Raw genomic sequence first — 9,984 nt, 5'->3', positions numbered from 1 at the left:
AAGGCGTATTTCTTCCAAAAAACATGTCATACCTTATTATAAAGGATGCTACAGACAGATAAATTGTATTTTTAACTTAATATTAAAGTAACACAAAATGATTAAGATTGCTATTAACGGTTTTGGCCGTATCGGTCGTCTGGCTTTCCGTCAGATGTTTGAGGCAGAAGGTTATGAGGTAGTTGCCATCAACGACCTTACATCTCCAAAGATGCTCGCTCACCTTCTTAAGTATGACACTGCTCAGGGTGGTTTCGCTGGCAAGTTCGGTGAGAACAAGCACACCGTAGAGGCTACTGACAACTCTATCATCGTTGACGGTAAGGAAATTACCATTTACGCTAAGCCTAATGCAGCTGAACTGCCTTGGGGTGAGCTTGGTGTAGACGTAGTTCTTGAGTGCACAGGCTTCTATACTTCTAAGGAGAAGGCTTCTGCACACATCACAGCTGGTGCAAGAAAGGTTGTTATCTCAGCTCCTGCTGGAAAGGATCTCCCAACAATCGTTTACAATGTAAACCATAAGACTCTGACACCTGAGGATACAGTTATCTCTGCTGCTTCTTGCACAACTAACTGTCTTGCTCCTATGGCTGCCGCTCTTCACGCTTATGCTCCAATCCAGTCTGGTATCATGTCTACAATCCACGCTTACACTGGCGACCAGATGATTCTTGACGGTCCTCAGCGCAAGGGTGACCTCCGTCGCTCACGTGCAGGTGCTCAGAACATCGTGCCTAACTCTACAGGTGCTGCAAAGGCTATCGGTCTCGTAATACCTGAGCTCAACGGCAAACTTATCGGTTCTGCACAGCGCGTTCCTACTCCTACAGGTTCTACAACTATCCTCGTAGCTGTTGTAAAGGGCAAGGATGTTACCGTTGAGGGCATCAACGCTGCTATGAAGGCTGCTGGTACAGAGTCTTTCGGCTATACAGAGGATCAGATCGTTTCTTCTGATATCATCGGTATGAAGTATGGCTCACTCTTCGACGCCACACAGACCATGGTAGCCAAGATAGACGACGATACATATCAGGTACAGGTTGTTTCTTGGTATGACAACGAGAACTCTTACACTTCTCAGATGGTTCGCACTATCAAGTATCTTGCTGAACTCTAAGAGTAGACACTGTATCGAATCGTAATCTGATACATTATACAAAGGGCACACGAATATGTTTCGTGTGCCCTTTTTTACTTTATACCGAATGTAAATGAAGAAAAAGGGGGAAAAAACTGAATATTTGCAAAATAATAATTATCTTTGCAAAGATGAACCAGAAAATGATTACCATTATCGGACCCACCGCATCGGGGAAGACCAGTCTTGCCGCACATCTTGCAGCCGCTCTTATTTCCAAAGGTACTGCTGCCGAGATACTGTCCGGCGACTCCCGACAGGTATATAGAGGTATGGACATTGGAACAGGGAAAGACCTTGACGACTATAACGTTTCATTGCCCGGCACGAATACAATGGTAAGCGTTCCTTACCATCTCATAGACATTGCAGAGCCTGGAACCAAGTACAACCTTTTTAGGTATCAGCAGGATTTCCAGACGGCATATGATGAAATTCTGTCACGTGGTGCCCTGCCCATTCTCTGTGGTGGAACTGGACTATATATTGAGGCTGTGCTGAAAGGCTATGCCTTGTCGCCCGTACCACAAAATGAAGCTCTTAGGGCTGAACTTGAGGGGAAAAGCCTTGAGGAGCTGACGGTGATGCTCGATGAACTTAAAGCCAAAAATGGCACTTCCATGCACAACACCACTGATGTGGACACTGCGCAAAGAGCCATTAGGGCTATAGAAATAGAGAAATACAATCTGGACAATCCACAACCCCAGAGACTGTTGCCGCAGCATGACTCGCTTGTGGTGGGGGTGAGCATTGACAGGGAGGTACGCAGGGAGAAAATCTCGTACAGGCTTAGACAACGCCTTGATGGTGGCATGGTTGATGAAATCAGAAAACTCATAGATCAGGGCGTAAAGGCTGAGGACCTGATATATTATGGTCTGGAATATAAATATGTAACGGAGTTTGTCATCGGAAAGCTGTCGTTTGACGAGATGTTCCGCACCCTCGAGATAGCCATACACCAGTTTGCCAAACGGCAGATGACATGGTTCAGGGGAATGGAGCGTAGGGGAACTCGCATACACTGGATAGACGTTGGTATGCCAATAGAAACCAAAATTGATACTATACTAAAACTTTATGAGCAATACGGAGGATAAAATATGGTGAAGGACGTAACAGAAAGATGGGGAATAGTCTACTGCCCAAAGGGAGATATGCTCGTGTCTCCTGCTAAGCGCTGGACCAAGATAGAAAAGTGTCTTAAAGAGCAGGGCGTAGTATATGATTATGTACAGAGTGAGAATGTAGGAAGTGTGGAGAGGTTGGTTAAGATGATGGTTAACAACGGTTACCGCACTATAGTCATTATTGGTGGCGACTCTGCACTCAACGATACCGTAAACTGTCTGATGCAGGCTGACCGTGAGGTAAGGGAACAGATTGCCTTGGCTGTGATACCTAACGGACTAATGAACGACTTTGCCCACTTCTGGAACATTAAGGAGGGTGAGTACTCCAAGATTATTGAGTGGATAAGGCAGCGTAGGATTAGGAAAATAGATCTCGGCTGTATTAGATATACCAACAAAAGAGGGGAGGCTTGCCACAGGTATTTCCTAAATTGTATCAATGTAGGGTTTATTGCTGCCATCATGAACCTTAGGCGGAAGACACACCATTTCTTTGGGTCAAGAACATTGTCATTCGTGTTCTCATTCCTGTTGCTACTTTTCCAGAGAATGGAGTACAAGATGAGCATAAAGCTTAACTCTGATGTCATAAAACGTAAGGTCATGACAGTTTGCGTAGGTAATAGCCTTGGCTACGGCCAGACCCCTAACGCCGTGCCGTACAATGGTATGCTTGATGTATCGGTGGTGTACCATCCAGAGGTAATGCAACTCTTCGAGGGTATATATCTCTTCTTGCGTGGAAAGTTTCTTAATCATAAGAGTGTGCATCCCTACCGTACCAGAGAAGTGCTTTTCGAGAATACCCAAAATGCAATGGTGGGTATTGACGGTCGTCTAATGAATACTCCAAAGGGTCCCTTCCGCATCACCGTTGAGCAGGAGGTGATAAATCTCATTATCCCAACTTGGAAATCCTTCTAAGCTCGTCCTCGTTCAGCAGTTTTATATTTCGTCCGTCCGTAGCAATGAGATTTGTTGCGGAGAAGTTGGATAGTGTGCGTATGGCGTTGCTTGTTGTCATGTTCGACATGTTGGCCAAGTCCTCGCGGGTGAGGCTTATGCTGATGGTACATCCGTCCTCGCCTACACCATATCGTTCCTTTAGCAGTAGCAGGCATTCGGCAAGACGCCCACGCAGATGTTTCTGGGTGAGATCTATCGTGCGCTGATCTGATTTTCCAAGCTGGCGTGCCAACACCTTTATTATATACATCGTTACGTTATAGTTCTCTCGGATGAGCCTGTCAAGCACGTGCAAGGGAATGAGGGCAAGTGTGCAGTTTTCGAAAGCTGAGGCTGACGAACTGTGGTGCTCACCGACCAGATGGGCACGATAGCCGAAGAAGTCACCCTTCTTGGCAATGCGAAGTATCTGGCATCTGTTGCCAGGAGTGTTCTTATAGATTTTTACCTTACCCTCTATGATAAAGGCCAGTTGCTCTGGAAGGTCACCTGCGTCGTAGACAACGCAGTTTTTCTTAATTTCCTTGACGTTGATGTTGTCTATTATTAATTGCAACTGCTCCTCCGTGAGGTCAGGCCATGTCGACAAAATAAGTTCGGCGATTACTTGATGTTGCATTTTAAAAAGTCCTCTTTACGTTAATGCAAAGGTACAACTTTTTTGCCAACAATATGGGTAAATAGTCTTTTTTTTGTGTTCTTGAACATGAAATTACGAAAACAAAAAAAAAATTCCGAAATATTTTTGGAGTATGTTGTTTTTTTGCTAACTTTGGAGACAAAAGCATACGGTTGTCCCGTTAGCATAACCTGACAATTGATTAATCAACATTATAATAACTAACCTTAATAGAACTATGAGTTATCTTAGATTTGAAAAAGCTCTAATGACTAACTTGGAAGATTCGCTGCCGAAAGAGTTGTTGCGTACAAACCGTTCGGGAGCCTATTCCTGTTCTACTATCGTAGACTGCAATACGAGGAAGTATCATGGATTGCTGGTCGTGCCCGTTCCCGAAATTGATGACGAGAACCACGTTCTGCTGTCCTCACTCGATGTGACGGTCATACAGCATGGAGCAGAATTCAACCTCGGTCTTCACAAGTATCAGGGCAACAACTTTAGTCCTAAGGGTCACAAGTACATTCGTGAGTTTGACTGTGACAAAGTTCCCACAACAATCTATCGTGTAGGAGGTGTTCTTCTGAAGAAAGAGGTTGTCTTCCAGCATTACGAGGACAGGCTCCTCATTCGTTACACTCTCGTCGAGGCCCACTCGGCTACTACATTGCGGTTCCGTCCTTTCCTTGCCTTCAGAAGCGTAAGGCAGTTCACACATGAGAACACTGTCGCATCTCGCGACTACTCCGAGGTGGACAACGGTATCAAGACTTGCATGTATGCAGGTTATCCTGACCTATACATGCAGTTCAGTAAGAAGAATGAGTTCGTATTCCAGCCAGACTGGTACCGCGGGGTTGAATATCCTAAGGAGCAGGAGAGGGGATACGCATCGACAGAGGACCTCTATGTTCCTGGCTACTTCGAGATGCCTATCAAGAAAGGAGAGAGCATCGTATTCTCTGCAGCTGTATCATCTATCAAGCCAAGCGTGCTGAAGAAACTGTTCGATGAGGAGGTTGCCGAAAGAAATCCACGTGACAACTTCTTCCATTGCCTCGTCAATGCTGCTCATCAGTTCCACATCCGTAAGAAGAATGATGATCGCTACCTGTTGGCTGGTTATCCGTGGTTTAAGTGCAGAGCAAGGGATACATTCATCTCTCTGCCGGGTCTTACTCTCTCCATTGAGGAGCAAGACTATTTCGAGCTTGTGATGAAGACTGCCGAGAAAGGACTCCGCGAGTTCATGGCAGGAAAGCCGCTCACTGTACAGATTGCTGAGATAGAGCAGCCCGATGTGCTGCTGTGGGCTATATGGGCCATACAGCAATACGCCAAGGAGGCTGGACTGGAGAAGTGCCGCGACATGTACGGACAACTCGTTAAGGATATAGTTAAGTTCATTGAGAGCGGCAAACACAATAACTTGCAGCTAAGAGACAACGGACTGCTATACAGCAACGGTAAGGACAAGGCCGTTACATGGATGAACTCCACAGCCAATGGTTATCCCGTAGTGCCACGTACAGGCTATATCGTTGAGTTCAATGCCCTATGGTACAATGCCCTCTGCTTTGCTCAATCCATTGCTGAGCTTGACGGAGACAAGGCACTTGCAGAGCAACTTAATGAAAGGGCTGCTGTATGCCAGAAATCGTTCGTAGACACATTCCTCAACGAGCATGGCTACCTCTTCGACTATGTTGATGAGAACCCGCGCGACTGGAGTGTACGTCCGAATATGATTTTCGCTGCGGCCTTCGATTATTCACCACTCGACCAGGCACAGAAAAAGAGTGTAGTAGACTACTGTACACGAGAGCTCCTCACTCCTAAGGGATTGCGCTCGCTCTCACCAAAGAGTGGCGGATATAATCCTATGTATACAGGTCCGCAGACACAGCGCGACTATGCATACCATCAGGGTACGGCATGGCCATGGCTGGGCGGATTCTATATGGAAGCACTCCTCAAGCTATACAAGAGGACACGACTGAGTTTCATCGAGCGTCAAATGGTGGGCTACGAGGACGAGATGGCATACCACTGCCTCGGTACTATACCCGAACTCTTTGATGGCAATCCGCCTTTCCATGGAAGAGGAGCAATGTCATTCGCTATGAATGTGGCAGAGATTCTCAGAACATTGGAATTGTTGGAGAATTATAAATATTAAATATAGGAGGAACAGCAAATGAAAGTTTTAATGTTTGGATGGGAGTATCCTCCTCACGTATATGGTGGTCTGGCCACTGCTAATTTCGGTATCGCTGAAGGTCTCCATGCACAACCCGACATGGATATCACCCTATGCCTTCCTAAACCTTGGGGCGACGAGGACAGGACTTTTGCCAAGATTGTCGGCATGAACTGTGTGCCTATTGCCTATCGTGACGTTGACTATGACTATGTGAAGAACCGCGTAGGTCATATCATGGAGCCGGAACTGTACTATAGTATGCGCGACCATATCTATGCGGATTTCAACTACATGAATGTTAACGACATCGGCTGTATGGACTTTGCCGGTGGATATCCTACCAACCTGCACGAGGAAATTAACAACTACTCCATTATTGCAGGTGTGGTGGCACGTACTCTTGACTTCGACATCATCCACGCACACGACTGGCTGACATTCCCTGCTGGCATCCATGCCAAGAATGTAACGGGCAAGCCTCTGTGCATACACGTTCATGCTACAGACTTCGACCGCAGCCGTGGTAAGGTTAACCCAACAGTTTATGGCATCGAGAAGAATGGTATGGACAATGCAGACTGCATCATGTGTGTATCTGAGCTTACACGTCAGACTGTCATCAATCAGTATCATCAGGATCCACGCAAGTGCTTCACGGTACACAATGCTGTATACCCACTCCGTCAGGAGCTGCAGGACATACCGCGTCCCGACCATACGGGCAAGGAGAAAGTAGTTACCTTCCTTGGGCGACTCACTATGCAGAAGGGACCGGAATACTTTGTCGAGGCTGCCAATATGGTGCTCCACCGTACACGCAACGTCCGCTTCTGTATGGCAGGTTCTGGTGATATGATGGATCAAATGATTTATCTTGCTGCCGAAAGGGGCATAGCCGACAAGTTCCACTTCCCAGGATTTATGCGTGGAAAGCAGGTGTACGAATGCCTGAAGGCATCCGACGTATATGTCATGCCGTCAGTCAGCGAGCCATTTGGTATCTCACCGCTTGAGGCTATGCAGTGCGGCACCCCGTCTATCATATCCAAGCAGAGTGGTTGCGCCGAAATCCTCACCAACTGTATAAAGGTTGACTATTGGGATATCCACGCACTGGCCGATGCCATCTATTCTATATGCCATAACGAGAGCCTGTTCCAATATCTCAAGGAAGAGGGTAAACGCGAGGTTGACCAGATTACATGGGAGAAGGTCGGCGCATGGATAAAGGAACTCTATGAGAGAACGCTCGGATGGAGATAAGTCCCCTGATGGGTTATAACAACATTTTTTTATAATAAATCGTCTTAAAACGTAAACGATATGAAGACTATTTGCTTATATTTCGAGATACATCAGATAATACATCTCAAACGCTACCGTTTCTTCGACATCGGTACAGACCATTATTACTATGATGACTACGAGAACGAGCGTAGCATCACAGACATCGCCGAGCGTTCGTACATGCCCGCGCTGAACACCCTTCTTGAAATGATCAAGGAGAATGGCGACTACTTCAAGGTTGCCTTCTCGCTATCAGGTGTGGGTATCGAGCAGCTTGAGCTGCATGCACCACAGGTGCTGGAGAAACTTCAGGAGCTTAACGCTACAGGATGCGTGGAATTCCTTGCGGAGCCTTATTCACACGGACTGTCCGCACTTAAGAATGAGGAAAGCTTTGCTGCCGACGTTAAGAAGCAGTGTAAGAAGATGCAGGAGTATTTCGGCAAGGAACCGAAGGTGCTTCGCAATTCATCACTCATATATAGTGATGACATCGGCTTGCAGGCCGCACAGATGGGATTTGTCGGTATGCTTACTGAGGGTGCGAAGCATGTGCTCGGATGGAAGTCACCTCACTATGTCTACAACTGCGCACTGGCTCCAAACCTCAAACTATTGCTGCGTGACGTTAACCTCAGCGACGACATCTCACTGCGCTTCAACAACAGCGACTGGCCAGGCTATCCTCTCTTTGCTGACAACTATATCAACAACATTGCAGCATTGCCTGACGAAGAGCAGAACATCAACATCTTCATGGAACTCTCTGCTCTTGGCATCGCACAGCCACTGTCAAGTAACATCCTCGACTTCCTACGTGCCCTGCCTGTATGCGCAAAGATGAAGGACATAGCGTTCGCTACTCCTACAGAAATCTTCAACAGTACCAATAGCGTTGGAGCTCTCGATGTTCCAGATACGCTTTCTTGGGTTGACGAGGAGCGCGACGTTAGCTGCTGGCTCGGTAACCCCATGCAGCGTGAGGCTTTCGAGAAACTCTACAGCATCGCTGACCGAGTACGTATCGCCAACGACTCACGCATCAATCAGGACTGGGACTATCTGCAGGCAAGCAACAACTTCCGCTTCATGACCACCAAACCGTCTAATGTTGGTCTGGACCGCGGTATCTATAGCAGCCCGTTCGATGCCTTCACTAACTATATGAATATCCTTGGCGACTTTATCACACGTGTCAACAACCTCTATCCGGAGGATATCGACAACGACCAGCTCGACTCTCTTCTTACCACCATTAAGAATCAAGGTGACGAGATTGAGATGAAGGAGAAGGAAATCATACGCCTTCAGGCAAAGGTTGAGAAGATGGAGAAGGAAGAAGCTAAACTCCGCGCCAAAATGGGTGAGGAGCCCAAGCCTGCAAAGAAGCCTGCTGCCAAGAGAACTACCAAGAAAGCGACTGAGGACAAGAAGTAATTTTATATAATTTGGTCTTATCCGACCTTTCATAAGCATTGGCTAAGGAATGTACGCATTCCTTAGCCTTTTTCTTATCAACGATATACAAAGGAGTAGATAACGATAATCCCTAATCAGGGGCTCAGTGGAAAAAACATGGGGAAGGGGTCCTAAATGAAGGCGCCTTTTCACGCAAACGTTTGCTGGAATAGTTGCAATGCATTGTGTGGGCGGATGCAATGCATTGCGTATATCTCTATTCTATATTGTCCACTCTAAGTGTAAGTTTGCCGGCTGGTACCCGAACTTCTACCATGTCACCAACCTTCTTGTTTAACAGAGCTTGGGCGATGGGTGATTTTATGGACAGCTTGCCCTCGCGGAGGTTGGCCTCCGATGTGCTTGTAAGCGTGTATGTCATCTGCTTGCCGTTGCCGATATTGGTTATAGTGACCTTGCATAGCAGGCCTACGGTGTCACTATGAATTTTTGACTTGTCAATGACTCTTGCAAATTCCAGTACCCTCTGCTTGTAGCGTATCCTGCCAAGCAAACGTGCCTGCTCGCGCTTTGCCGCGCGATACTCATAGTTCTCGCTAAGGTCGCCTTTGTCGCGCGCCTCAGCTATGGCATCGCGCACACGTGGCAATTCGACGCTTTCCATGTAGCGCAGCTCTTCCATGAGCTTGTCGTAGCATTCTTGTGATATATATTCCATATAATCGGTTGGTTCTATTAATTCCTTGTTGTAAGTTGTAATGGGTGTGGAAAGGTGTTTGCTGTGGTTCCCAAATCCGCTGCAAAGGTAATTATTTTGATTGTATTACGGTCTCGTAATCACAGTTTTTTTTGTTGTCTACCAAGAAGAACAACGGAGAGATTACGACACCGGCTTTTGCTGTTAACGGAAATGCTACGCTGACCTTCAATGCCGCAGCACAGGAAGGTGATATCGAGACTTTAAGAAACAACAATAAGGTTTACGACTTGCAGGGTAGGGAGGTCAAGGCTCCTGGCAAGTGTATACATATTGTCAACGGAAAGAAGGTTGTTCTCACCAATGCACGCTGATAAAGGAATATTTGGATTAAGGTCAATATATAAAAAAGGCTGTTCCGGATTGCTGGAACAGCCTTTTTTTGATACTATTAATGATTATGCAATGTCTATCTGACGTTGAATCTTCTTAGCTTCGTCTTTGGTGGCC

Annotated in this window: 9 protein-coding genes; 7 read left to right on the top strand and 2 right to left on the bottom strand. The window is 46.6% G+C overall.

The window, feature by feature from the left end; translation table 11 throughout:
* The first annotated feature begins 97 nt into the window (after window positions 1-97).
* From gap to CIL02_RS03410, 3 genes are all read left to right on the top strand, one after another.
* A complete protein-coding gene (gene gap, locus CIL02_RS03420) occupies window positions 98-1,123 on the top strand; it encodes a type I glyceraldehyde-3-phosphate dehydrogenase (RefSeq protein WP_094399087.1) in 1,026 nt (341 codons plus the stop codon).
* 152 nt (window positions 1,124-1,275) lie between these two features.
* A complete protein-coding gene (gene miaA, locus CIL02_RS03415) occupies window positions 1,276-2,247 on the top strand; it encodes a tRNA (adenosine(37)-N6)-dimethylallyltransferase MiaA (RefSeq protein ID WP_094399086.1) in 972 nt (323 codons plus the stop codon).
* Between the two features lie 3 nt (window positions 2,248-2,250).
* Window positions 2,251-3,204: a diacylglycerol kinase family protein gene (locus CIL02_RS03410; protein ID WP_094399085.1), complete on the top strand. Its 954-nt coding sequence runs from the start codon at window positions 2,251-2,253 to the stop codon at window positions 3,202-3,204.
* On the opposite strand, the gene CIL02_RS03405 is transcribed toward CIL02_RS03410, so the two are convergent.
* Window positions 3,179-3,865, bottom strand: a complete 687-nt coding sequence (locus CIL02_RS03405; RefSeq protein WP_094399084.1) for a Crp/Fnr family transcriptional regulator — start codon at window positions 3,863-3,865, stop codon at window positions 3,179-3,181. The two genes, CIL02_RS03410 and CIL02_RS03405, sit on opposite strands and share 26 nt — an antisense overlap.
* Before the next feature lie 238 nt (window positions 3,866-4,103).
* Between CIL02_RS03405 and CIL02_RS03400 the strand changes: the two genes are divergently transcribed.
* From CIL02_RS03400 to CIL02_RS03390, 3 genes are read left to right on the top strand one after another with little or no spacing between them, the layout of a single operon-like run.
* Window positions 4,104-6,047 (top strand): glycogen debranching enzyme N-terminal domain-containing protein, encoded by a 1,944-nt coding sequence (locus CIL02_RS03400; protein WP_170935001.1) that lies wholly within the window; start codon window positions 4,104-4,106, stop codon window positions 6,045-6,047.
* Between the two features lie 18 nt (window positions 6,048-6,065).
* Entirely contained in the window at window positions 6,066-7,334 is a 1,269-nt protein-coding gene (locus CIL02_RS03395) for a glycosyltransferase family 4 protein (protein WP_094399082.1), read from the top strand.
* Between the two features lie 60 nt (window positions 7,335-7,394).
* The gene (locus tag CIL02_RS03390; RefSeq protein WP_094399081.1) at window positions 7,395-8,795 is read left to right on the top strand and encodes a glycoside hydrolase family 57 protein; all 1,401 of its coding nucleotides are present in this window, start codon (window positions 7,395-7,397) and stop codon (window positions 8,793-8,795) included.
* A gap of 238 nt (window positions 8,796-9,033) precedes the next feature.
* On the opposite strand, the gene greA is transcribed toward CIL02_RS03390, so the two are convergent.
* Complete coding sequence (gene greA / locus CIL02_RS03385) at window positions 9,034-9,495, bottom strand: transcription elongation factor GreA (protein WP_094399080.1); 462 nt, start codon at window positions 9,493-9,495, stop codon at window positions 9,034-9,036.
* 134 nt (window positions 9,496-9,629) lie between these two features.
* Between greA and CIL02_RS03380 the strand changes: the two genes are divergently transcribed.
* Entirely contained in the window at window positions 9,630-9,848 is a 219-nt protein-coding gene (locus tag CIL02_RS03380) for a hypothetical protein (protein WP_094399079.1), read from the top strand.
* Window positions 9,849-9,984: the final 136 nt, after the last annotated feature.

This window comes from Prevotella sp. P3-122 (assembly GCF_002251365.1).
Taxonomy (GTDB): Bacteria; Bacteroidota; Bacteroidia; order Bacteroidales; family Bacteroidaceae; genus Prevotella.
The sequence above is the reverse complement of the archived record's forward strand: the minus strand, read 5'-3'. Positions and strand labels throughout refer to the sequence as shown.